A 25964-nucleotide genomic window follows, 5' to 3' on the forward strand; every position below is an offset into this window, starting at 1 on the left:
ACTAAATGAATTCTTTTTCTTTATTATTTTACTATAATCATTTATAATATTCCTAAGACAATTAATTAGGAGTGTTTACCAATGAAAATAGTATTATTATGTTTAGCTGGCTTTATTGCAGCCTTTGTTGATTCTATTGCAGGAGGCGGTGGATTAATTAGTGTACCTGCATATTATATGGCAGGATTACCTTCCCATATAGTTCTTGGAACAAATAAATTCTCAGCTACATGTGGTTCGTTGACAAGCTCAATAAAATACCTTAGAAGTGGACATGGCAACAAAAATCTATTGAAATATGCTATTCCTTTTACACTGGTTGGTGCATGTATAGGTGTTACTGTAGCTCTTCAAATCAATGAACAAACACTAAGTAGTATCATACTTGTAATGGTATTAATCATAGGAGTTTATTCGCTATTTTCTAAATCTCTAGGAATGAAAGAAAATCTCAAAAAGGTAACTAAACTAAGAATTTTATTACTTATATTATTAGCTCTATGTCTTGGTTTTTATGATGGATTCTTTGGACCAGGTACAGGTTCTTTTTTAATGTTTGGATTGATACAGCTCTTTGGTTTTGAGTTTACAAGAGCTTCGGCTAATGCTAGAGTAATGAATTTTGTAAGTAATATTACTTCATTATTTTTATTTGCGATTAATATGAAAATAAATTTCAGCTATGGTATACCAGTAGCAATATTCAGTATCCTAGGTGCAAGATTAGGGACTTCATTTGCTCTAAAAAAAGGTGCAAAAATCATAAAACCTATTTTTGTAACCATGTCTTTACTTCTATCACTAAAGTTATTGATTGTAGACGTATTACATTTAATATAATATCTGTTTTAAATATTTGTTCAGTAAATATTATAGAAAAATAAAGGGAATAAGACGATTAATCCTATTCCCTACTATTATTTATATTTTGCTATTTTATATTTTTTAGAGCATTCAATAAGAATTCCCAAGTTCTCTTTGTGGAAGAAATACTTAACCTCTCATCTGGTGTATGAACATCATACATATTAGGTCCAAGAGAAATCATGTCAAGTCCTTCAATCTTTTTATCGAATACACCGCATTCAAGACCAGCATGAATTGCTTTGATCAATGGTTTCTCTCCATACATATCTTCATATGTTTCCATGAATATATTTCTTAACTTAGATTCTTTTCTATATTCCCATTCTGGATATTCACCAGTCACTTTAAACTCAGAATGTCCATACTTAGCAAATAAACCTAATTGATAAGCCATTACTTTTTTCAATGAGCCTACTGAACTTCTTACAGCAATAGTTAATTTAACACAATCTTCATTAGTAACTACAACACCTAGATTAAGAGAACTTTCAACTAGCCCCTCTATATCAGAACTCATTGTTTGTATTCCATTTGGCAAGCATGTTAATAAGAAAATAAGATTATTCAAAGTATCTTTAGCCATCACTTTAGTATTATTCATATTCTCTTTTGTTATGACTACAGTAAGTCCACTGTCGCTTGTCCTAAACTCATTTTTTATATCTGAAGATATCTTATCAACTATCTCATTGAATTTATCAACTTCTTCATCAGCAATAATTACATTAGCATATGCTTCACGTGGGATAGCATTATCTTTTGAACCTCCAAATATATCAACTACATGAATATTCATAGCATCATTCAAATCATATAATATTCTACCTAGGATACGATTAGAATTAGCTCTGTTCTTATCGATATCACTACCTGAATGTCCACCTTTTAGACCTTTAACCATAATTTTATAAGTAGTACCTTCTGCTTGTTCCCACTTGATAGGAACATTTATACAAGCTTTTAAACCTCCAGCACAGCTTACTAGAAATTCTCCTTCTTCTTCACTATCAAGGTTCACTAATATTCTACCATTAAAATTAGATGGATCAACTCCAATAGCTCCATTCATTCCAGCTTCTTCATTTGATGTAATGAATACCTCAATTGGAGGATGTTCTATTTCGTTAGAGTCAAGAATAGCTAGACAATACGCTACAGCTATACCATTATCAGCACCCAATGTTGTACCATTAGCACTGATATAATCTCCATCAACTACTAATTCAATAGGATCTTTTAAAAAGTCATGTTCTACATCAAAATTCTTCTCACAAACCATATCCATATGTCCTTGGAGAATTACAGCAGGACTTAATTCATAACCTTTTGTTCCAGGTTTTTTAATAATTATATTTAGTTCTTCATCTTGAATCACTTCAAGATTTCTTTCTTTAGCAAAACTCAAAAGATAATTACTAATCTCTTTTTCATTTCCTGATCCCCTAGGGATATTACTTATCTTCTCAAAATACTCAAATACACTCTTAGGTTCTAGACCTTCTATAATTTTACTCATTTTTTCACCTTCCCAAATCTGATTTAGCTTATAGAGAAGTTTACCATTATTAGTTTAGTTTTTAAAACTATGGATTGGAGCTGGTATTCTACCGCCTCTATTGATAAGTCTGTCACAACCAAATTCATTTACTGGCATTAATGGTGCATAACCTAGTAAACCACCAAATTCAGCTTGATCGCCAACATCTTTTCCTATAACTGGTATAACTCTTACAGCAGTAGTTTTTTGATTAATCATACCAATAGCCATTTCATCTGCAATTATTCCTGAAATTGTAGATTCTTTAGTTTTCCCTGGTATAGCTATCATATCCAGACCAACTGAACAAACACATGTCATAGCTTCAAGCTTCTCTATTGTTAAAGCTCCTTTATTAACTGCATTTATCATACCCTGATCTTCACTAACTGGTATAAACGCACCACTTAGTCCACCAACATATGAGGATGCCATAACCCCACCTTTTTTAACTTGGTCATTTAATAATGCAAGGGCTGCTGTAGTTCCAGGTGCACCTACATAATCCACACCTATTTCTTGTAAAATATCTGCAATACTATCACCGATAGCAGGTGTTGGTGCTAGTGATAAGTCTATTATACCAAATGGAACATCTAAAGCTTTAGATGCTTCTTTAGCAACTAATTGTCCAACTCTAGTAATCTTAAAAGCTGTTTTCTTGATAGTCTCACATAGTTCTTCAAAATCCTTGCCTCTACAAGTTTCTAAAGCTTTTTTGACAACACCAGGTCCACTTACACCAACATTAATAATAGCATCAGCTTCACTTACACCGTGAAAAGCACCAGCCATAAATGGATTATCATCAGGTGCATTACAAAAGACAACAAATTTTGCGCATCCTATTGAATCACTATCTTTAGTTAAAACTGCTGTTTCTTTTATAGTACTTCCAAGTAATTTAACTGCATCCATGTTAATTCCAGTTTTTGTAGATCCTACATTAACTGAACTACAAACTCTTTCTGTTGTAGCGAGAGCTTCTGGAATAGATTTAATTAATTTTTTATCACTTTCAGTCATACCTTTACTAACTATAGCTGAAAAACCACCTATGAAATTGACACCAACTTCTTTTGCCGCTCTATCCAATGTTTTTGCAATAGATACATACGAATCTGTCTTAGTACTTGATGCAGCAATTGCTATAGGTGTTATTGAGATTCTTTTATTTACTATAGGAACACCATATTTCTTCTCAATATCTTCTCCAACTTTTACAAGGTTTTTAGCCTTAGTTGTAATTTTATTATAAATATTTTCATTAAACCTATCAATATTAGAATCAGCACAATCCATAAGATTAATACCCATTGTAATAGTCCTGACATCTAAGTTTTCCTTTAATATCATTGTATTCGTTTCTAGTACTTCTAATGAATTAATCATGTAAAATTCTCAATCCTCTCAGGTAGTATTTAATAGTTATAATCTATGCATCTTATTAAAGATCTCTTCATGTTGAAGTTTTATAGTTACACCTATCTTATTTCCTAGTTTATCTAATTCATCTACAACTTCTCCAAAAGGTTTCGTAATATTATTGACATCAACTATCATCATCATGTTAAAAAAACCTTGTACAATTGTTTGAGAAATATCAAGAATATTGATATTATCTTTTGCAAGATAGCTACAAACCTCCGATATAATTCCTACTCTATCTTTACCTACTACTGTAATAATTCCTCTTTTCATAACTTTAATTACTCCTTTCTGTCTTATACTACAACTAGTTCTGAATGACTGCTTCTTGAAGCAACTGATAAATTGAATTTATCACAATCAACATGTGAACAACTAGATAATACTGTTTTAACTGACTCATAGGCTAACTCAGGAAAGTTATTCTCCAAACTAAGATGCCCCAAAATCACATGTGATAATGTTTCATTATATAATGTAGATATTAATTCTCCGGATGTTTCATTAGATAAATGTCCTACATCACTCAAAATCCTTTTTTTAAGGAAATATGGATATTTCCCTACTTCTAAAAGTTTTACATCATGGTTTGCTTCTATAAATAATACATTGGAACCATTTAAATTATCTATTATGTACTCATCATAACATCCTAAATCTGTTGCAACACTTATCTTTTTATCTTTACTCTTAAATGTATAGCATACTGGATCAATGGCATCATGAAATGAGTTAAAAGGATGAATGGTCATATCCTTAATCATGAAATCTTCATTAGGAAAAATTTCAACATGCAAACCTTCTGGAATTTTTCCTAATGAACTATAATTAAGTGTAGCATTCCATGTTTTCTTAGTGGCATAAATAGGCATTTTGTACTTTCTAGCGTATACACCAATACCTTTTATATGGTCAGAATGCTCATGAGTAATTAATATACCATCTATAGTATATGGATCTATGCCTATTGCATTCAAACCAATTTCTACTTTCTTTTTACTGATGCCAGAGTCAACTAACAGATTAACATTATCTGTTCCAACATATATACAATTGCCACTGCTGCCGCTAGCAATACTACATATTTTAAGTGCCATTTGAAATCTCCTATCTCTATATTATCTTTATACTTAAATACTAATAAGAAAAGACTATTAGGCTTAACCCATATAAAGTTTATAGCTTATATTATACATTATAAATTAATATTATCAATAGTTATTCTTCCTCTTCCATTTGCTTTTGAGATGTACATTGCATTGTCAGCTCTTTTCAATAAATCTTTTGGATTCTTACATACTTCTGGATAAGAAGAAATTCCTGTACTAATATTTATATTAATTAATTTATCATCATGAGCAATTTTCTGTTTAATAATGCTGTTATGAATCTCTTTCATTATTTTATATGCTTCATCCAATGTTTTATTAGGAAATATTAAAACAAACTCTTCTCCACCGTAACGCCCAACGATACTACCATTTATATTGGCATATTTCTCTGAAATGTTTGCAATGATTTTTAATACTTGATCACCAAATATATGTCCGTATGTATCATTAACCTTTTTGAATTTATCAATGTCAAAGAGTGCTAGTGACAAAACTTTTTTATTGATGCGGGCATCTTCATAAAGGTCATGAAAAATTTTTTGTAAGTAGTTCCTATTGTATACACAAGTCAAACCATCTCTTTTAGCCATTTCTTCCATTTTAGTATAAAGATTAGCGTTATTTATAGCGATGTTAATTTGATTTGCTATACCTTGAAAAAATTGAATGCTATTTTCATTAATCATTTGAGTAGATGTATGTTCCGCAATTAACAATCCATATGTATTTTTGTCATTAAGTATTGGTATTATAACAATAGAGCCAACATCTCTTTTAGATGTAAAATCGTATTTTCCTTTACTAACCTCATTATCAATATAAGGATCACGAATACTAAAATATTTATCTAGTTTACCCGATTTCATATTATCTATAAAAGATTTAAGATAGTCTTTCCCATGTGTAGATTTTACTTTGTAATGGTATGCATTAAGGTTAACATCATAAATAACTAATGAACATGTATCTACGCCTATAGCACCAAGTATTGAATCAGTAACCAATTCCATTAATTCATCAATATCCAAAACAGAACTAATATAACTAAGTAATTCATTCTGGATATACATTTCTGCAGTAAATCTATTTAATCTTTTATTAGCTTCTTCCAATTCCATCTTCTGCTTAACTAACTGGTCATGAACTAATTGAATTTGCTGTCCCGATACAACTAATTCTTCATTTTTATTTTTTGCCTTTAACCAAAGTTTTTTTTGAATATTGACTTGATTCTTTAAGTCTTCAGTAGACCCATAAAATATTATGAATACTCCTATTATTACTATTATAATTTGTAACATGAATAGTAGTGGTACAAAGTTTAAATATCCAGTGACTCCACGATATATACTAGTAATCGCTAAAGGCAGTATAACCAAAATATATGTATGATATCTTATAAGTTTACTCTTAAACCCAAGGATGGTGATAACCTCAACACATAACATAATATACATGATGCAAGCTGAATTAGAAAGGAATCTATTTCTTTCTAATACAACAAAAGAAGTTATAATTAATTGAACAAGTTTGGTAATATAAAACACACGAATATTTTTAAAATAGTCTAACCGGTGAAAAACAATATTAATGATATATATTAATATAACCATTGTCAATCCGTATATAATATATCTATCGCATTTATTTAGTATCTTAGATATTAGAAAATATATTATTATCATTGACGTTATTATAGTATATATATAAATAAACTTCTTTTCATATTTTAGTGTTCGTTCCAAGGCCTATCCCCTCACTTGTCCCAATATATATCAATTTTATCTCCTATACCTATCTTTTCCATGTAAGATGCGTTTTTCCCATTTATCAAACATACAATTTTGCCCTGTGGATTTTTCAAATCAAAATCTATGTAATTAAAAATATCAACAAATATGTAGGATTTTTTCCCATCCAATAATATCTCATCACCATTCACATAAACTTTTACTTGTAAAGCATTGTCCACTTCCACTTTTTCTTCTTGTATAATAGCTTCTTCATTAATAGAAGCACTATTATTACTTATATTTTCATCCGTATCCTTAACTTGTTCTTCTTTAATTTTTAAAGTTATTCTGTCATTTTGATTCACTTTGTATTGAAAAGACTTAATGTCGCTATTAACATAAATATCGGTATCATCTACACTGATATCAGCTATTTCTAATATGTCAGCAATAGAATAATCTGTATAGATCTTAATATCATCTTTATCAACTATACTATAATCCATATTTTTATCTATGTTATTAACCAGAATCTTATAAGGTAAATTAAGTTTAGTATCATTGATATAAATATTATATGGTTCATATTTATCAATTATATCTTTAAGCAATAACTTTGGTGTTATTCCATGTTTTGCTTCTTTAAGTATAATATTATCGTTAGCACTAATAGGATGGTTAAGACCTACCACTTTATCATTTACAAGTATAACGGCAGGTTCTCCAGTAGTACCTCTTAATTTTTTTTCTTCTCCATTTAACTTATAGCGTAAATCTTTTCCACGTCTACAAATAAGATTTTTATGATTAAATCCCTTATAGGCTACTATATCCACTAAAGTTAAATTATTATTGTTGAATATCTTTAGTTTCTCACCATTCAAAGAAACATTAATAAAATCATTATTATCTTTATTAATGCCACTCAAGCATATACCAACAGGTGTTACCATTTCAGGATTTTTGGAACTTTTATTTTTGAAATATACATTATTGAGAACTTCATATCCTCTAAGAGCAACACGTTCATTTGGTAGTTCAAGTTTCTCGGATAATATATTAGTAAATTTCTTAAGCCTTCCTCCACCACCAACACAGAAAACTGCATTTGTAGTTTTTCCACCGTTAAGTTCCATTATTTTACTACTTATATTTTGAGCAAGAGAGTTCATAGTTGGTTTTATCTTGTTATAAATCTCATCAGAACTAACTTTATGTGTGATTCCCATAATATCTTTAAAAACTATGGTCTTCACTTTATTAAGCTTAAGTTTAACTTTTTCAGCAGTCTCAAAGTCAACTAGGTAATCATGTACAATCTGTTCTGTGATTTCATCACCTGCCATTGGTATCATACCATAGGCGATTATACTGCCTTCTTTTGTAATAGCAATATCTGATGTACCTGCCCCAATATCAACTAAAGCAATATTCAATAATCTATATTGTTCTGGAATAGCAATATTTATGGCTGCAATTGGTTCTAATGTAAGACTTGATATTTTTAGATTGCATTTATCAATAACTGAATATAGACTATCTACAACTTCCTGAGGTAAAAATGTTGCAAGTAGATCTACCCCTATTTTATTACCTTTATGACCTTCCAAATTTGAGAATGTATAATCATTTAAATAATATTTAATTACACTATATCCTACACAATGATATGCATTACCTTCAATTAACTCTTTATTTAACTTTTCGTGTGCTTTTTCCATAGCCATAAGTTCTAACAGATGGATATGTTCTTTATTTATTACTTGATTAGTTTCCATTTGTTCTTCAACATGAACTTGATAGGTTTTCAAAACTCGTCCTGCAGCGGCGATGCACACATTTTTCAACTGAAATCCTATTTGCTTTTCCAGTTTTGATTTAACCAAGTTAACTGTTTCAGCAACTTTTTCTATATCATGTATCTGTCCATCAATCATAGCTCTTGTATTATGTAAAGCTGTATAATTACCGATTATGTTAAACTTATCATTGTTCATGTAACCTACAATTCCTACTATACTTCTAGTTCCTATATCTAGTCCAAAAACATACTCGTTAATATGTAATATCTCTTCTGATGTCATAGCTTAAAAATCACCTCAAATGCTTATTACAGAAATTTAAAACACATATTTTTATTCTTAATTACTATGTAAATCAATTGATTGCATACATATACATAATATATAATAACACATAAATAGAAAAAATCTAGACTTTTATACTTTTTTTAACAAAAGAGGATTAGATTCTTTTTGAAAATAATCCTCTAACATATACCAGTATTAAATTTATCATTTAGAAATATATAAATCTTTTATTCCTTTATAATTATTATAAATTGAAGGCTTTAAATTGCCTTTAACTCTATCCTTAGAAATGATTGCAGATGTTCTGAAAAACAAGCTGAAGTATGGTAACTCGTCTGCAAATAAATTTTTAAATTCATTAGTAGAATTTAATATATCACTATCACTAATACTGCCAAAAATAGTTTCTAATACTCTATCCATATCTGGGTTATTATAAGAAATAAAATTATTACCGCCTACAATTTGAGATGAATGGAACGCAAAAGTAAAATCAGGTACTACTGATAATTTCCATTCTCCTAATAAAAGGTCAAAGTCTTTGTTAACTATTTTTTGGTTATATGTTCCATTATCAACCAAATCAATATTTATAATAAAACCAACATTCTCTAAAGATTCTTTAATCTTATTTGCAATTCTTAGTCTAAGAGGATTCTCGCTATTGACTAATAACCTTAAACTAGGTTTCTGTTCTTCTCCATTAGTATCAGCAAAACCAGCTGCAGCAATTAATTCTTTTGATTTATCAGTATCTTTCTCATAAGTAACAGAATCACTTTCATTCAGCCATGATTTTGGATGTATTGGATATTCAGTTATATATGCATGATCTAAGAATTCATTTTTAATGATGTCTTTCCTATCAATTGCATAAGCTATAGATTTCCTGATATTTTTATCGTTTAATAATGTATTATTAAAATTAAATCCTAAAAATGTATAATAATATGTTGGATACTCTGTCAAAGAAACTCCTTCAGTCTCTGCGTACTCTTGCCAATCAAATTTTGTTGGATTTATTATATCAACAATGTTTTGGTTAAAAGCATCTGAATCATTATTTTTATCCCTGGTTATTATACCTTTTATTTTTTCTACATATACTTCACCATTGTACCAATTTTTATTGGCTGTAAGATTAAGTTCTTTCATTGTAGTAAAGTCAGCAAATGCATAAGCTCCTGTCCCAATTGGTTTCATGCTATTATCTTCGTTTGATTTATAATGATGTTTAGGTATTATAGGAAAATTCATAGTATATAAAGAAAATGCAAATGGCTGGTCAAAATAAATTTTAAAAGTATATTGATCCACAGCAGAAGCTCTTTTATAGTTTTTAACATTATCTTTATATATTGAATCGTCAGGTGCAGCTTTTAGAGTTTCTATTGTGTAGATAACATCATCAGAATGCAATTCTTCTCCATCATGAAATAATATATTCTTTTTTAAAGTAATAGTAATTGTAGTTCCAGAATCTGATAATTGATATGAATCCACAAGATTAGGAACTGGCTTTTCTTTATCATCTAATTCAAACAAAGAATCAAATACTAACTTCAATACCTGATCTACAGTTCTATCAGTATTAAGTAATGGATTCAGCGTAGATGGATCCCTCATTAACAATTTTAATTCTCCACCAAATTCTGGAGTAGCTTCAGTCACTTTCTCTTTTTCGTCTTGTTGATTTACTTGCGTATTTTCTATAGTATCTTTATCTGTTGTTTTAGTACACCCGCTTAATAGGGCAAAACATAATATCAATAGCATAATTAAAGATAATTTTTTCATTATTATTCCTCCTGTGACTAGTCTAAATATTTTTTCATCTGATCATAAGTAATATCTAATGTATTACTATTATCAATTATCACACCAGCATATTTCCTGAATTCTTCATCTGATAATTGTTTGCTAATTATATTCATAGCTGATTCAGTAGAAATGTTTCTATATTTCAACAACCTATCAATACGAACATCTATATCACAATAGATATACCAATATTCATCTATCAAGGAATATATTTCACCTTCGCCTAAGGCAGTTATTTCTAAAACAATATAAGAATATTTATTTTCATTTTTCAATTTGTTAATAATATTCGTTATATCCTCATTTATATATGGATGAGTTATATCTGTTAATTGCTGTAATTCCTTTTCATCAGCAAAAACTAACTTTCCTAGCTTACTTCTATTAATATTGCCATTATCATCCAAAATATGCTTTCCAAAATGATTTACAATCTTTTTATATGCTTTGCTATCTTTACTAATAACATTATGTGCAATCTCATCAGCATCAATAATATATGCGTTAAATCTACTTTTAAATAGATTAGATACTTCTGATTTGCCACTTCCACAACCGCCGATTACTCCAATAATTTTCATTCAATCAACTCCAAGATTATACAAATTTTAATTCATGTAATCTTACTACATATTAGAAATTTTTGCAAATTGATACATAATTAGTGGAAATCTTTATTTCGTATCATACCAAGTCATTCCCATATTCACATCGACTTCTAATTTTACACTTATATCAACTGCATTTTCCATTTCTTCTACTAAATATTTTTTCACTAATTCAACCTCATCCCTATGAGCTTCTATTAATAATTCATCGTGTATTTGAAGAATTAATCTTGAACGAAGGTTTTCTGATTTCAGCTTATTGCTAATATTAATCATAGCAATTTTAATAACATCAGCAGCACTACCTTGTATAGGTGTATTCATAGCAATTCTCTCACCAAAGGCACGTTGCATAAAATTATTGGAGTTAAGTTCTGGAATTGGTCTTCTCCTATTAAGCATTGTTAGGGAATACCCTCTATTCTTAGCAAACCTTATACAATTATCAAGGTATATCTTTACACTTGGATACTTTTTAAAATATTTATCTATATATTCTTGCGCTTCTTTTCTTGTAATATGAAGGTCCTGACTTAAACTAAATGCTCCTATCCCATATACAATTCCAAAGTTAACAGCTTTTGCATTACTTCTTTGCAAGCTGGTTACTTCTTCAAAAGGAATATGAAAAACTTGTGATGCTGTTAATCTATGAATATCTTGATGATTGTTATAAGCTTCAATTAACGTTTCATCTTCTGATAAATGTGCTAATAAACGTAATTCTATCTGAGAATAATCCGCATCAATAAAAACGTAATCCTCTCTTGGCACAAATACTTTTCTTATCTCTCTGCCAATATCCATTCTTATTGGTATGTTTTGAAGATTAGGTTCTATAGAACTGATTCTGCCTGTTGATGTAATAGTTTGTTTGAAAGTAGAATGAATTCTTGAATCATCTTTGCCTATATAATCAAACAATCCATCTGCATAAGTAGATTTCAATTTAGTAAGTTGTCTATATTCACTAATCTTATTAATTATTGGATGTTCACTTTTTAATTTATCCAATACCTCTGCAGCAGTAGAATAACCTGTCTTGGTTTTTTTGATAATAGGTAATTCCAATTTTTCAAATAAAATAACACCAAGTTGTTTAGGGGATTTAATATTAAATTCTTCTCCAGCCAATTCATAGATTTCGCTTTCAAGTAAATCTATAATTTTGCCCAACTTGTCCGAGTATTCATGTAACAATACAGAGTCCACTTTGATACCATAAAATTCCATATCAAACAAGACATAAATTAATGGCATTTCAATATCATAAAACAATTGATGCATGTTCAGCTCATCAATCATGTTATCTATCTTTTCATAACTATGATAGATAATCGCTGCTAATGAAGAACAATAATTAGCGAACTCTTCCTCAGGTAGCTCTAGATATGAAATCTTATTTCTACCTTTTCCTAATAGCTCTTCTTCTGATTTAATAATAATCTGCAGGTATTCTTTAGCAATATCATCTATATCGTAAGTATCTTTTGTTGGATTGATAGTATAAGCTCCAACAAATGTATCAAAACATATATTTTCACATTTTATATTATACTCACTAAATATGTGAAGATCATCCTTCAATCCATGAGTAATCTTTTTAATATTTTTATCTTCAAAAATACTTTGTATGATTTCAAGGACATATGAACTATGGAGTTCATCACTACATTTAATAAAATATGATTCTTGTTCATTATAAGTAATACTAATACCGATAACTTTATGATTTTCAGTCACAATATAATATGCTAATGTTTTTTCATTAGATATCTTAACAATGAACTTGTCTAATTCATCTTTCGTGGATATTGAATGATGAATTACTGATAATGAATTGTTCTCATCAATATTTCCTATAGAAGAACCAAATTTTTCCAATAAACGTTTGAATTCCAGCTTTTTGAATATGTTGTATGTTTCTTCGTTAAATATATTATCTATTCTCAGACTATCTTTTTCAAAATCTATATCACAATCTACACAGATAGTAGCTAAACCCTTACTTAAAATTGCAAGTTCATAATTCTCTTTTAAATTTTTGGATGCTCTAGGTGGCTTCAATTCATCAATATGATTATAAGCTTCTTCTATTGAATGATAATTAGTAATAATCTTGATTGCTGTTTTTTCACCGATTCCAGGAACCCCTGGAATATTATCCGATGAATCCCCCATTAGCCCTTTCAAATCAATAAATTCTGTAGGCGTAACTCCATAAAGAGCAATAACATCTTCATCAAAATAGTTTTCAGTTGTAGTAGTCTTATTTTTAGTCTTTGGAATACTAATTTTAACTTTTTTAGTTGCCAACTGTAATAAATCCCTATCTCCAGATAATACAGTTGTTTCAAAACCTGATTTCTCACTCTTATGTGCTAATGTTCCAAGTACATCATCAGCTTCATAGCCTTCAACCTCATAAATATTAATATTCATGGCTCTTAATACATCTTTAATTATTGGCATTTGCATTCCTAACTCATCTGGCATACCTTTTCTATTGCCCTTATACTCTTTATATTTTTCATGTCGGAATGTAGGTGCTTTAAGATCAAATGCAACGCCGATATGTGTTGCATTTTCATCTTTGATTACTTTTAATAGTATATTTACAAAACCTAAGACAGCATTAGTATAAATACCTTCTGAATTAGATAACAAAGGTAATCCATAATAAGCTCTATTCATAATACTATTTCCATCAACTAATAGTACTTTATCTTTACTCATAATCTATTCATCCTTACTTTTATTTGGTATCCATTAAGATACATTAGTTAAATTTTAACTTATCTAGGTAAAAATTCTAGAATAATACTATAAGTTATTATAACAAATGAATAACCAATTAACAATGAATATGAATTAAAAAAGCAAAGAATAATTATCCTTTGCTTGTTTTATTATCTATTTAATTTATTTTTTTCGATTTTTATATAAATCAATGGAATAATCAGTATGATGGTAATACCTATTATAATTATCCACCCTATATTCCGCTCATCGTTACTTTTATTAGATGGAGGTTCAGATTCTGTAGTAGTATCTACTTGACTATCAAAAGTCAAAGTTGGATTATTATTTCCTTTTGATTCGCTAAACTCAGCATCAATTTGTTCGCCTTTATCTAATTGCTTATTATCTTTATCCATATTATTAGATTCGTCATCTATTAAACCTGTATTATCATCTTTAGTCATACCCTGTATACCATTATCTGGCTCAATGTTTTCCTTGTATAGAGCAGGGTTCTCTGACTTTTCTTCAGACCCATAAGCACCTTCGGATATACTATCTCCATTTTCAGCAGCCTGAAATTCAAATGTACCTAAATCATCTTCAGTTGTAGCTATTTCCTCTGATTTGATTTCATTCTTAGGAACAGGATCATTCTTGAAAGATTTGCTTCTAATCTCTGCTTTAGGAGCCCCTTCTTTATCATTATAATCTGAAGTAGCTATTTGTTTAACAGGTGCTGCTTCTTTTGTTGCTTCATCTTTTATATCTTTATCCATACTATCTTCTTTACTTGACTCATATTGTAATTCATCATCAGTAATTCTATTAATATTGGTTATGCCGACAAACCCGAATACTAATACAATAACAAAAACAGCTGCTACCGCAGTATAATATTTTCTAAATCTATTAAGACTATTTATTCTGTTTTCAGTTTGTCTTTCAGTTAAATTTGTGCTATCTATTTTAACCATTAGATTTTTATGAAAATCTGTTGGTAACTCTTTCTCTTCATTTATATCGTTAACATTATTAATCATTGTTTGCAGAAAATCAAGTTCTTCTTTGCACTGTTCACAACTTGCGATATGTTCTTCAAATAATTTTCTTTCTTCTTTAGATAATTGGTCATCAATGTATAACGACATCATTTCTTGAACTTTACTACAATCCATTTTTTAGCCCTCCTTTCACTTAATTAGACGTAAACATTTTTATTTTGTTCCTTTTTTTCTATAATTATTTTTTTTAGACTCAACCTTGCTCTGGATATACGTGATTTTACTGTTCCTATAGATATATCTAATATATCCGCAATATCATCGTAGGAATATCCTTTTATGTCTCTTAGTATAATAATCATTTTATGTTCCTCTTTTAATTCATTAATAGATTCCCTAATAAACAAGATATTTTCATTTCTAATTGCTTTCTCTTCTGGGGTCAATCCTTTATCAATAAATTGTTTATGTATCACTCCATCTTGTTGTTCCATAGATTCATCCATAGATTCAACCTTATTATTTTTTTTCTTTTTTCTATATTCATCAATACAAGTATTAACAGTAATTCTATGTATCCAAGTAGAAAAAGAGGATTTGAAATTAAACTTATCCAATGATTTATAAACTTTTATAAAAACTTCTTGTGCCATATCATTTGCATCATGTTCATTACCAAACATTTGGAAAGCAATATTATAGACTCTTTTCTCATAATTTATGATTAATTTTTCAAATGCATCTTTATCTCCTTTTTTTGCCTTTTTAATAATGGTTTTTTCCATATCATGTAGCATTTTAAGGCTGTACCTCCTCTCATTAAAACCTTTTTTCATTTGTAATTTATTCTAATGCAATCATATTGTAACATGTTTTATTGTTCCAATGATTAATATAAAATATTATTGTTACACATATTGTAACAAAAATCTTAAATATGTAAAGTTATTTTTTTCTAGGCGGTTAATATTAACAGAATTTTTAAACTTGTAATTTTTTCAAAAAACATGTTGATTTTTTTTTAGGTATGTGGTAATATTTATAAACGTCAAGTGAACAAGCGGATGTGGCGGAATTGGCAGACGCAGTAGACTCAAAATCTACCGGTGGTGACATCGTAAGGGTTCGAGTCCCTTCATCCGCATTTATAAAAAACGTCGATTTATGATTATTCATTAATAGGCGTTTTTTTGTCTATACTAATATTATAACAGAAACCTTACTGATCTATCAAAGACATAAAATATTTTTATTATGAGGAGATTAATTTTGAAACCAATAATTAAAAAAACAGTAATATGTCTTATAATCATTTTATTTATAATTAGTCCTTTTTTTCAATACATCAAAAGTATATCAGTCATGAAAATCTATAGCTATATTTGTAAAAAAGATAGCTTTATCAAAGAATTGAACATAGATATAAATATGCCAGGTGGTCTAGCTACTAGTGAAAAAGACTGGTATCCTTTTGTTATGACATTCAATGATAATGAAGGTTTTTCATCTTTTATGGATAGAAAAATGAATTTTACTGTATTATATAACTTTGGTGCTTTTGAATATCTAAATGGAGCCTCAATGATATATAATCCTGATTCCAATTATTATGGTGCTTTTTATGGAGCTTATTTTGTACAAGAAACAGATACCGAAAATCATAAATTTGGATTTCATAATAATGGAGAGATTGATATAGAAGAAGCCATGCTTCCAGGTACTTATGATATTAATGAACTAGTACTGGGAGGATTTGGATTGCATAATCCTATTTCTGATTATAAGATAGATAGTATTAACGAAGTAGATACTTATATTGGTTATAATGATTGGTCTGTTATTGATGCTACAGTAATGACTCATGGACATAATCATAGATATAAGGAAAATTACCAAGCTTATATCCAATACGGAAAACCACCATCAAAATATAATGGTAAGCAGGATTTTCCAGTTACTAAGTTCAAAAGCAGAATCTATATGAAATATCTCTCTGAAAAGAAATGTACAGTTTTTCTATATGCTATTGCTCCTAATATTAAGACTATAGAAAACTGTGATAAGAACTTTTTACAAAAAAGTGTTCTTACGATTAAATAAAAGGTGCTAAGAGCTTATTTAATAGCCTAGCACCTTATTTTTAATTTTTCTTAAGCGCCCCTAGGTACTCCTGAAACGACATTTAAATTAGTTTTATCAATTGTTTCTACCGATTGTTTATTACCAGTAGAGATATTATATTGAACCCATATATAATCTTCACTAGAATATGATTCTTTCCATTTATAATAAATATTATTATCATCATAATAAAGATAGATTTTACCCTCATCCTCTACATAATTATTATAATCAACAAGTTTATGATACTTCAGAGTATCATTTTCAAATATATAATACGCTAACCCGTACATAACTCCTATATCAGATATAGAATATTTTGCATTGATTTTATAATCTTTATTTCCATCTTTATAAAAATCAAAATCACCTTTATTTATAACTCCAATTCCACCTGGTCCATCATAATATACTTCTCCTATTAATTTATCATTAAGCAATCCATCACAATCTAAATTAGTAGTAGAATATACTTCATTAATGTTTGAGTCAAGGTCATAAACTAATGTAAGCACAAAATTATCATAATATATTCTATTCTTATCATCATCTATAACCATTATATTACCTTCCATAGAATCAATAAACTCAAAATTATCTTTATCCATAATGTAAAATTTATCTGGCTCCTGATAAATGATGTATTCGTCTGTATAATATATTTTTTTAACATCATTAGTTTTAGTTAACTGTTTGCTTGCTTTGTTATTAACATTATAATGATATATATTATTATCATCTATGTCTAGAAAATACACATTTTCTTTACATATACCAATATCTAGTACTGAACCAGAATAAATTATGTCTTGTTTATTATTTATAAGATTCTTTAAATATAAATTTTCATTTATCAAGTTTGAAGTATATGCAAGGTAATCTTTTGAAATATCATAATTCCTAATATTTACATTGGATATTTTCATCAAAGCATTATTTTTTATTTTATAAAGATTATTACTTTCATATTCAAGTATATATGTTATCCCTTCTTTAGTATTATAATCTATAAGTTTTATTCTCTTATTCCCTATACTATAATTTATAAAAGGAGTTGAGTACAAGGTAATTTCATTAGGCAAAGTGTTTTCCATCTCAAAATTTAATGTAGGATAATAATATTTGTTATCAATAGCACCATTAAATTTCTTAGGTTCAATTAATCTATAAGATTTTAAAATACCATCTACAGTATCATAATAATAATCACCAACCCTTAAATAACCATTTTCTTCTCTAATGTAGTGTGAACTATCATTGTCAGGAATATTTACCTTTGTTAATTTTTGTGTATTAGCACTATATTTATATACACTATTACTAGAATATATGATAATATCATTATCACTGAAATATATTTTAAACCAGCTAATAGGTTCGCTAAAATCAGATTTTATCAATTTGTTATTCATCTTATCATAGCTGAATATTGAATTTTCATCATAAATTAGGATGATAGAATTTTCCTTATATATTTCTTCATCATTTAATCCTAATTCATTAATATTATTACAAATAATTTTTTTGTTGTTATCATAACTCAAAGTGTATAAATGAATTTCATCTTTAATCAACGCTTCATTATTGGACGTATCAATATATATGCTTTTTGGTGGTAAGCTATTTATTAAAACTGAATCATAAAATTTTTCAACATTTTTATTATCCTGTAAACTATTTGTAAAAAGATATTCACCATGATTATAGAAGCAATAACAGTCGTCTCCAATTTTAAATGCTTTTAAACCATTTTTACTAAGATCTATATCTTTGATTTTAGTTATTAAATTATTAGTATTACGATAAAGCCCATTTTCTAAAATGAAATATGGCGAATCAGATATAACATCAATACTTCTTTTAGTATTGAAATTAATAAATGCAAATCCATCATTTGAATTAATACCTGAAGTGTAATAAATATGGTTATCTTTATCAATATTGATTCGTTGGCTTTTTGACGGAATAATCAATGTTTTGTAATCTTCCATCTTATTCAATTCTATTTTTATGAAATAACTTTTATTATTATATTCTACCACTCCTGTTATAAAAGCTTGGGGGACATCATAAGTTTTATGGAATTGAAGATTATTAATTGTACTAAGTTTATCAACACCAAAATCAATTTCATCTAGAACAGTATAATTTCTATCACATACAACTAATCTTTTATTTCCAGATTGATCATTGACTATGAATATATATGTATTATCTACATCTAAAATTTGTTCAAATTTATAGGGAACAGCATATTGAGTATTTACATCCATATCATTAATGTAAATATTTATAATCTGGCTTTCATTCTTATTCTTATAATTCAGATATAGATGAAGACTATTATAAGAATTTTGTGTAATGCCTTTATATTCTAATTTATCATCCAAATTAAATTCTGTAGCTTTTTTCAATTCACATTTTTCATTTATCAGGTTAAATATAAGTTTATTTTTATTCTGTGTTACTACAATAAAATTACCATCCACCAATTTCTTAATCTCCAAGATATCTCCTTGCAATAACATTTTATATTGATTAGCATCATAAGGTTTATAAGAAATCAAATGAGTAATATTATTTTCTTCGTACTCCAAAAAATACAAATCATCAAAATCAATTAACTTCTTTCCAATAGCATTAGTCAGATCAATACTTAATAATCGCTCAAATAGATTGATTTCATCATCTGTATACATTGAATAGACTTTTATTCCTTCTTTTGAATTAATCCCTATATTATTATATCCGGCAAAAAATATACTTTGGTCATTGCTTAATTGTTTGGTAAAGGATATTATGTTTTCATCACCACAAGTTTCATTAATTAGTTCGATTTTATTTTGGTCTATATTACTGGATTTTATTATAAATCTATCCTTCTCTATAGAAATACTATCAATATTATTAACATTAGTATTAGATAGTTCATAATATCTAGTAATCCTTTTATTATCTTTTACAATGTGTTTCACATCTTGTTTATCTAACGTTACATCATTTGATTTACTATTAGTTTCCATATTATTTTCCTTATTGATTACTTCACTGCTCTCAACTTGTAAAGACTCTTCATCATTTTTAGATTCATCTAAACTGCCCTTATTACTATCGTTACATGCTACTAATGTTAATACCATAGTCAATATGATAATTATCATTAACATACTATTATATAAATTTTTAGTTTTATACATGCTTCCGCAACCTCCTCATATTACGTTATAATACTCCATTAGTAATTATAAATTTCATCTACAAGGAAGTCAATAAATTATATTTTTTGTATTACAAAATTGCAAGTATGTCTATTTTGTTGTATAATAAAATATATAGACAATGTTCATTAAAATTCAATACTAAATTGTCTAATGCATTAATAAAATGTCGTATGTTGAAAAATTCATACCAAATTAAGGAGGTTTTAGTTTTATGTTCAAGCATTTTTCTAAACTCACAAAACTTCTTTGGGTACTAGTTCTATCACTTCTACTGACATCTTATCTCATTCCTAATCAAACCCTTGATACATTAGCATCTGGTTCCACAACTACACCGTATACTTGGAATAATGTTATCCCAGAAAAAATACCTTCCCCTACTAATGATAATGGAAAATTAGTATTATTTGATACTTCACACGGCGGTACTTCTGGTAGTGCTGATTGGGTTATCGACGGTGCATTTTCAAGTTTTGCAGATGCATTAGTAAATGAGGGTTACACCGTAAGAGAATATAGAGGCATTGATAAAAATAATGATGGAGTCATACGATTTTATGATGACAGACAACCTGGTAATGTGGCTCTTAATGAATGTGTTATCACTTATGACTCTATAAAAGATGCAGATGTTTTTGTTATGGCAGAACCTAATAGACCTCTTATGATATCTGAATATGATGCTCTAGAACAATTTGTAGATTCTGGAAAAGGAATATATCTTATTGGAGACCATTATAATGCAGATAGGAATCTTAATACATGGGATTCAACCGAAGTATATAATGGATATAACAGATCAACTGATATTGCATATAATATGAGCACAGAATACGGAGATATGAGAAATCCTGGTTCAGCTAATGCAGGATGGTTAGCAGAAACATTTGGCTTGAGATTTAGATTTAATGCTATTGATTGTTTGAGTGGTGTTTCTGAAATAAAGTCCTCTACATATTCAGAAGGAATAACTGCAGGAGTATCCCCTATACTTATGGCTGCAGGTGCTACTTTATCTATTGTTGACGGCAGCAAAGCAAAAGGTATAGTATACTTTTCATCTACAGATAATCCTACAGCGTGGTCTCATGCTGCAGATACTGGTTTATATTTTGGTGGTGAAGATGAAGGTGCATATGTTGCTATATCTAAACCTAGTTTAGGAAAAGCTGCTTTCATTGGTGATTCTTCTCCTATTGAAGATTCTACTCCAAAATACTTACGTGAAAATGATGGATCCACAAAATCCACATGGCCAGGTTGGAACGATACCGGACATGCCGCAACATTAAGTATTAATATCGTTAATTGGCTTGCAACTCAAGAAAATTATGTAGGATTTGATGGTGTTAATCATGCCGCTGGTATACCTACTCCTAATCCAATGATAGCCATTGAAACCAACCAGCAACAAGCTGAACCTTGGACTAATCCATCAGGAGGATATGATCCATGGGATACAGATACTTTTGCAGATGGTTCTTTCGGTGCACCTTATCCTTCAACAGGCGGATCAACTGACTCTGCTTCATTTGCTCTATATCCTGCATATGTTTATGAAAATGAACCTTTTGCCATATCTATAACTGGAGATGCTTCCAATCCATTATTTGGTGCTTATCAAGATGGTGGAAATCAGCAAGGGCAGCTATATCTAAATGGTTCATGGACTTCATCGGGATATAATGCTGTTCCTGTTCCATTACCATCTGCAGTTACAGCAAGGATAGTTTCAGTAGCAAATCCACCTATTAAAATACGAATTAAAGTAAATGGTTCTAATAAAGATACAAAAACTGTTACAGGCTTATCAACTGGTTATGGTTATTTACAAGGCTCAATATCCGGAAATACAGGTGAAATAGTAGCAGCATCCAAAAACGGTGTTATTCTAGGCACTGCAATGATTGATGCTTCTGGTCAAGTTAAAATTGCAGTTAAAGAAGATACTGGTATAACATTATCATTATATGGTTCTGATGGTGTGCTGAAAAATGATTATACTGGAACATATAATGTGGTAAGTGGTCAAACAACTACAATAAATAGTAATCCACAACCTTCAGCACTAACTGTTGCAGAAGCACTTAATGAATCTAATGGTACTGTAGTTACTCTTACCGGTTATATCGTTTCTGACCTTAACGGTATCTATGCTGTGAAAGTTGCTGATACCAATGACCCACAAGCTACAACTATTGCTGTTAAACTGGAATCCAATATGAGAGATGAATTCAGTCCTCTTAATAATCCTGATGCTTTAGGACGTAAGATTTTGGTGACTGGTACTCGTAATGACTATATGTTGCTTCCCGGACTTAAAAATGTTACATCTATTGAGTTTATTGATTCTGGCAATCCAAGTGCTTTAACTGTTGCAGAGGCACTTAATGAATCTAATGGTACTGTAGTTACTCTTACTGGTTATATCGTTTCTGACCTTAACGGTATATATGCTGTTAAAGTTGCTGATACCAATGACCCACAAGCTACGACCATAGCTGTTAAACTGGAATCCAATATGAGAGATGAATTCAGTCCTCTTAATAATCCTGATGCTTTAGGACGTAAGATTTTGGTGACTGGTACTCGTAATGACTATATGTTGCTTCCTGGACTTAAAAATGTTACATCTATTGAGTTTGTTGATTCTGGCAATCCAAGTGCTTTAACTGTTGCAGAGGCACTTAATGAATCTAATGGTACTGAAGTTACTCTTACCGGTTATATTGTTTCTGACCTTAATGGTATATATGCTGTGAAAGTTGCTGATACTAATGACCCACAAGCTCAGACTATAGCTGTTAAATTGGAGTCAAGTATGAGAAATGAATTCAGTCCACTAAAAAATTCAAATGCTTTAGGACGCAAGATTTTGGTTACAGGAACTCGTAACGATTATATGTTGCTCCCTGGACTTAGGAATGTTACATCAATTGAATTTGTTAATTAAGTATTAATAGAACTTCACTACAAAATTCTAGGCAATTATGCGAAAATAAAGGATTTGTAGAATAATAGAAATGACGGTAGCCAAACGCAGTTACCGTCATTTCTATTAACAATATTTTATTATTCAAATTACATTTTTAACATTTTAAATGATTTCGCCTTCCAAATAACGTTCAACAATACTATTAGAACTTCCGCAATATAAAAATCTCTGTAACCTCTCTAAAGGACTTAGACAATTTGTCAGAGGATCTGGATCTCTTATAACCAAAGCATCAAAATAATAATTTTTTTCGAAGCTGCCAATTTTTCCAAAGAAACTGCCGTTCATCTTGGTTGCTAAGAAAAATGATTCAGGAAGACTAAGTACACGTTCTTCCTCATTATACACATGTCTTATCTTTGAATACTGTATAGCATTTGTAATCACATCAGCCATACTCATTTTGTTACCAGCACCAACATCTGTTCCTAACCCAACATTGATCCCTTTATCCAAATAGTATGTTACTGGCATTATACCACTTGATAAATTACTATTTGAACTGGGACAATGGACTAGATAGACATTTTTTTCTTTACTAGCCATCTCAACTTCTTCATTAGTCAAATAAATTGAATGAGCCAGTATGGTTTTTTGATTACCATATAGCTGATGTCTTTTATAAACATCAGAATAATTCTTGTTATTTGGAAATAATGATTTAACCCACTCCACTTCTTTTTTATTTTCAGAAAGATGGGTTTGAACTGGAAGTTGCTTTTCTATAGACAACTCACCAAGTTCTTCAAGTAATTCACTAGTACAACATGGTGCAAATCTAGGAGTTATTATGGGTTTGATTAAACCTCCGGTGTTCTTGCTGTCTTCAACAAATTTTATAGTTTCTTCTATGGAACATTCTGTAGATTGTAAAAGGTCTTCAGGTGCATTTTGATTCATATTCACCTTTCCAACGTATGCTGATAATTTTTTCTTTTTCAATTCATCTATCAACACATTAGTACTTTCATTATGTATAGTTGCAAAAATACAAGAACGTAATGTTCCTTCTCTATAAAGAGCATCTACAAATCTAGGATATAATTTCTTAGCATAATTCACATCGGAAAATAGTGCTTCGTATTTAAAAGTATACTGGTCCAACCATTCAATCAATTCAAGATCCAGACCAATTCCCATTTGTAGATATTGAGGTGCGTGTATATGCAAATCAATAAATGATGGAATTATAATTGAATTGTAACCGTAATCAATGATTGCTACATCTTTGTATATATCAGGTAATTCATTATAAATGCCTACAATCTTTTTATCATCAATAACTATGTAACTATTTTCGTGTATCTCAAAACTATCTTTTACCTTAGTATAAATGATATGACCCTTTATTGCCTTTAACTTAGCCATATCACACCTCCTATATTTGCTTTTAACTATCAATAGTATAATTATAATTTATGTCAAATATCTTTTTAATTGTTCAATATCAGGTTTACATTCAATTTTATTTCCAGCAGCCTTAAGAGCATTTTTTACATCTTTTAATCCATTACCTGTAATAATTACAGAAACTGTTTCATCCTTAGTGATAATACCTTCTTTGACAGCTCTAATAACACCTGCTAAGCCCGCTACCCCTGCTGGTTCACCAAATATACCTTCAGATGATCCAAGAGTCTTCATGGCTTCAAGTATAGCTTCATCAGATACGGTTATCCATGTACCTTTTGAATCCTCAACAGCTCTCATAGCTTTAACAGGATTCCTTGGTATACCAACGGATATGCTGTCAGCAATAGTATTTTCATCTGTGGGTTTAAGAGGTTCATTTTCCGTATAAGCTGTATAAAATGGGCAGCACCCTTTTGCTTGAACACCTAATATCTTAGGAATCCTATTTATTAATCCAATATTCAATAAATCGTAGAATCCTCTATATACCCCTCCAATAGTACAACCATCTCCTACAGATACTGCTACCCAATCAGGAACTTGCCATCCTAACTGTTCTGCAATTTCAATAGCTACAGTCTTTTTGCCTTCTACCAAATGAGGATTTATAGCTGCATTACGATTATACCAACCCCAATGGTCAATAGCTTCTTTAGAAAGTTTAAAAGTTTCTCTATAATCACCTTTAACAGAAATCACTTTTGCTCCATATATTAATAACTGTGCTAACTTACCTTGTGGTGCTCTCTCAGGAACAAAAATCACAGTAGAAAGTCCTAGCCTAGCCGCATTACCAGCCAAAGAGGAAGCTGCATTACCAGTAGAGCTGCACGCAATAGTATCAGCATTATTCTCTAATGCCTTAATGACCGCAACCGCTGAAGCTCTATCTTTTAATGAAGCTGTTGGATTTAATCCTTCATCTTTTATATATAATTCCTTGATACCAATCTTTTCTTCTAAGTTATTGGATCTATATAAAGGTGTCCATCCAACCTTAAGTGTCTTATCTATATCTTCTTCTCTTATAGACATGACATCTTTATATCTCCACATGCTATAGTCTCTATTGTGTTCAAAATATGACTTGGTTAGAACCTTTTTCAATCCTTCATAATCATATTCCACATCTAGTATACCTTTTTCACCACATTCAGGACAAGTATATATTTTCTCATCTTTACTGTATTCTCTACCACAAAGTGTACATCTATAATTTTTAACAAACTTCATAGTTCAATCTCACCTCCGAACAAATATCATATTATAGTT

Annotated in this window: 17 protein-coding genes and 1 tRNA gene; 4 read left to right on the forward strand and 14 right to left on the reverse strand. The window is 29.5% G+C overall.

The window, feature by feature from the left end; translation table 11 throughout:
- The first annotated feature begins 81 nt into the window (after positions 1-81).
- A complete protein-coding gene (locus AACQ14_RS13120) occupies positions 82-840 on the forward strand; it encodes a TSUP family transporter (protein ID WP_339364033.1) in 759 nt (252 codons plus the stop codon).
- Between the two features lie 91 nt (positions 841-931).
- Here AACQ14_RS13120 and AACQ14_RS13125 read toward each other — a convergent pair whose 3' ends face one another.
- From AACQ14_RS13125 to AACQ14_RS13175, 11 genes are all read right to left on the reverse strand, one after another.
- Positions 932-2383: an aminoacyl-histidine dipeptidase gene (locus AACQ14_RS13125; RefSeq protein ID WP_339364034.1), complete on the reverse strand. Its 1452-nt coding sequence runs from the start codon at positions 2381-2383 to the stop codon at positions 932-934.
- Between the two features lie 54 nt (positions 2384-2437).
- Positions 2438-3796: a PFL family protein gene (locus tag AACQ14_RS13130; RefSeq protein WP_339364035.1), complete on the reverse strand. Its 1359-nt coding sequence runs from the start codon at positions 3794-3796 to the stop codon at positions 2438-2440.
- 36 nt (positions 3797-3832) lie between these two features.
- Complete coding sequence (locus AACQ14_RS13135) at positions 3833-4105, reverse strand: ACT domain-containing protein (protein WP_113675004.1); 273 nt, start codon at positions 4103-4105, stop codon at positions 3833-3835.
- Positions 4106-4128: 23 nt separating this feature from the next.
- Positions 4129-4929, reverse strand: a complete 801-nt coding sequence (locus AACQ14_RS13140) for an MBL fold metallo-hydrolase (RefSeq protein ID WP_339364036.1) — start codon at positions 4927-4929, stop codon at positions 4129-4131.
- A 98-nt stretch (positions 4930-5027) separates the two neighbouring features.
- Complete coding sequence (locus AACQ14_RS13145; protein WP_339364037.1) at positions 5028-6245, reverse strand: sensor domain-containing diguanylate cyclase; 1218 nt, start codon at positions 6243-6245, stop codon at positions 5028-5030.
- A 455-nt stretch (positions 6246-6700) separates the two neighbouring features.
- Positions 6701-8761 carry a cell division protein FtsA gene (locus tag AACQ14_RS13150; protein WP_339364038.1) on the reverse strand — a complete coding sequence of 687 codons (2061 nt, stop codon included), beginning with the start codon at positions 8759-8761 and terminating at the stop codon, positions 6701-6703.
- 210 nt (positions 8762-8971) lie between these two features.
- A complete protein-coding gene (locus AACQ14_RS13155; RefSeq protein ID WP_339364039.1) occupies positions 8972-10564 on the reverse strand; it encodes a peptide ABC transporter substrate-binding protein in 1593 nt (530 codons plus the stop codon).
- Between the two features lie 17 nt (positions 10565-10581).
- The gene (gene coaE / locus AACQ14_RS13160; protein WP_339364040.1) at positions 10582-11169 is read right to left on the reverse strand and encodes a dephospho-CoA kinase; all 588 of its coding nucleotides are present in this window, start codon (positions 11167-11169) and stop codon (positions 10582-10584) included.
- Positions 11170-11262: 93 nt separating this feature from the next.
- The gene (polA, locus tag AACQ14_RS13165; protein WP_339364041.1) at positions 11263-13932 is read right to left on the reverse strand and encodes a DNA polymerase I; all 2670 of its coding nucleotides are present in this window, start codon (positions 13930-13932) and stop codon (positions 11263-11265) included.
- Positions 13933-14105: 173 nt separating this feature from the next.
- On the reverse strand, positions 14106-15116 hold the full coding sequence (locus AACQ14_RS13170; RefSeq protein WP_339364042.1) for an anti-sigma factor family protein: 1011 nt from the start codon (positions 15114-15116) through the stop codon (positions 14106-14108).
- Between the two features lie 23 nt (positions 15117-15139).
- Positions 15140-15739, reverse strand: coding sequence for an RNA polymerase sigma factor (locus tag AACQ14_RS13175; protein WP_339364043.1), 600 nt, complete (start codon positions 15737-15739; stop codon positions 15140-15142).
- A gap of 263 nt (positions 15740-16002) precedes the next feature.
- Here AACQ14_RS13175 and AACQ14_RS13180 point away from each other — a divergent pair.
- Positions 16003-16086: transfer RNA gene (locus AACQ14_RS13180), tRNA-Leu, on the forward strand.
- Positions 16087-16211: 125 nt separating this feature from the next.
- Entirely contained in the window at positions 16212-17042 is an 831-nt protein-coding gene (locus tag AACQ14_RS13185; protein WP_339364044.1) for a hypothetical protein, read from the forward strand.
- 50 nt (positions 17043-17092) lie between these two features.
- Here AACQ14_RS13185 and AACQ14_RS13190 read toward each other — a convergent pair whose 3' ends face one another.
- Positions 17093-20260: a hypothetical protein gene (locus AACQ14_RS13190; protein ID WP_339364045.1), complete on the reverse strand. Its 3168-nt coding sequence runs from the start codon at positions 20258-20260 to the stop codon at positions 17093-17095.
- A gap of 235 nt (positions 20261-20495) precedes the next feature.
- On the opposite strand from AACQ14_RS13190, the gene AACQ14_RS13195 reads away from it, so the two are divergent.
- The gene (locus AACQ14_RS13195) at positions 20496-23237 is read left to right on the forward strand and encodes a DUF6359 domain-containing protein (RefSeq protein ID WP_339364047.1); all 2742 of its coding nucleotides are present in this window, start codon (positions 20496-20498) and stop codon (positions 23235-23237) included.
- Positions 23238-23381: 144 nt separating this feature from the next.
- Here the strand turns inward: AACQ14_RS13195 and AACQ14_RS13200 are convergent, their stop codons facing one another.
- The gene (locus AACQ14_RS13200; RefSeq protein WP_339364048.1) at positions 23382-24647 is read right to left on the reverse strand and encodes an amidohydrolase family protein; all 1266 of its coding nucleotides are present in this window, start codon (positions 24645-24647) and stop codon (positions 23382-23384) included.
- Positions 24648-24695: 48 nt separating this feature from the next.
- Positions 24696-25925 carry a threonine synthase gene (gene thrC, locus AACQ14_RS13205; protein ID WP_339364049.1) on the reverse strand — a complete coding sequence of 410 codons (1230 nt, stop codon included), beginning with the start codon at positions 25923-25925 and terminating at the stop codon, positions 24696-24698.
- Positions 25926-25964 lie beyond the last annotated feature (39 nt).

The organism is Vallitalea maricola (assembly GCF_036985595.1).
In the GTDB taxonomy this organism is placed as follows: domain Bacteria; phylum Bacillota; class Clostridia; order Lachnospirales; family Vallitaleaceae; genus Vallitalea; species Vallitalea maricola.

Bases quoted from the DNA above. Each gene is read 5' to 3' on its own strand.
- AACQ14_RS13120 (WP_339364033.1), top strand. From the start codon at position 82: ATGAAAATAGTATTATTATGTTTAGCTGGCTTTATTGCAGCCTTTGTT.
- AACQ14_RS13125 (WP_339364034.1), bottom strand. From the start codon at position 2,383: ATGAGTAAAATTATAGAAGGTCTAGAACCTAAGAGTGTATTTGAGTAT.
- AACQ14_RS13130 (WP_339364035.1), bottom strand. From the start codon at position 3,796: ATGATTAATTCATTAGAAGTACTAGAAACGAATACAATGATATTAAAG.
- AACQ14_RS13135 (WP_113675004.1), bottom strand. From the start codon at position 4,105: ATGAAAAGAGGAATTATTACAGTAGTAGGTAAAGATAGAGTAGGAATT.
- AACQ14_RS13140 (WP_339364036.1), bottom strand. From the start codon at position 4,929: ATGGCACTTAAAATATGTAGTATTGCTAGCGGCAGCAGTGGCAATTGT.
- AACQ14_RS13145 (WP_339364037.1), bottom strand. From the start codon at position 6,245: ATGTTACAAATTATAATAGTAATAATAGGAGTATTCATAATATTTTAT.
- AACQ14_RS13150 (WP_339364038.1), bottom strand. From the start codon at position 8,761: ATGACATCAGAAGAGATATTACATATTAACGAGTATGTTTTTGGACTA.
- AACQ14_RS13155 (WP_339364039.1), bottom strand. From the start codon at position 10,564: ATGAAAAAATTATCTTTAATTATGCTATTGATATTATGTTTTGCCCTA.
- coaE (WP_339364040.1), bottom strand. From the start codon at position 11,169: ATGAAAATTATTGGAGTAATCGGCGGTTGTGGAAGTGGCAAATCAGAA.
- polA (WP_339364041.1), bottom strand. From the start codon at position 13,932: ATGAGTAAAGATAAAGTACTATTAGTTGATGGAAATAGTATTATGAAT.
- AACQ14_RS13170 (WP_339364042.1), bottom strand. From the start codon at position 15,116: ATGGATTGTAGTAAAGTTCAAGAAATGATGTCGTTATACATTGATGAC.
- AACQ14_RS13175 (WP_339364043.1), bottom strand. From the start codon at position 15,739: ATGCTACATGATATGGAAAAAACCATTATTAAAAAGGCAAAAAAAGGA.
- AACQ14_RS13190 (WP_339364045.1), bottom strand. From the start codon at position 20,260: ATGTATAAAACTAAAAATTTATATAATAGTATGTTAATGATAATTATC.
- AACQ14_RS13195 (WP_339364047.1), top strand. From the start codon at position 20,496: ATGTTCAAGCATTTTTCTAAACTCACAAAACTTCTTTGGGTACTAGTT.
- AACQ14_RS13200 (WP_339364048.1), bottom strand. From the start codon at position 24,647: ATGGCTAAGTTAAAGGCAATAAAGGGTCATATCATTTATACTAAGGTA.
- thrC (WP_339364049.1), bottom strand. From the start codon at position 25,925: ATGAAGTTTGTTAAAAATTATAGATGTACACTTTGTGGTAGAGAATAC.